The following is a 288-nucleotide window of genomic DNA, read 5'->3' as shown; positions in this document are numbered from 1 at the left end:
GGCCATGTTGCTGAAGGTAATGGCGGGAGACCAGTTCAACCTGAAGGCAAGTGCGTGGTGGAGCGGAAGCGCGGGCGTAACGAATACCAGCCCGCTGACATCCATTGTGTCTGCATTGATCGGCAGTGCACCGGGAATGAGTGGCGGGAAATTGAACCCAGCGGATCTGACGAGTACCTTGCTGGACCCCCAGGTGGGTGCGTTCCTGGCTACACAACCGGGCGTGTCCGGCAAACCAAAGGCGTATTTGAACTGGGTCTTGTTTGATGAGCAGTTTAAATTTGTGGG

The 288-nt window shown here is 56.2% G+C and carries 1 protein-coding gene; it reads left to right on the top strand.

What is annotated here, in order from left to right; translation table 11 throughout:
* Nucleotides 1–288 (top strand): hypothetical protein (locus tag LZZ85_RS28290; RefSeq protein WP_237877519.1); only part of this gene is annotated, 288 nt, incomplete at both ends.

Origin of the sequence: Terrimonas ginsenosidimutans, from assembly GCF_022012415.1 — a bacterium.
GTDB lineage: Bacteria > Bacteroidota > Bacteroidia > Chitinophagales > Chitinophagaceae > Terrimonas_A > Terrimonas_A ginsenosidimutans.
Note: the sequence above shows the minus strand (reverse complement) of the source record. Positions and strands in the feature narration are given on the sequence as shown.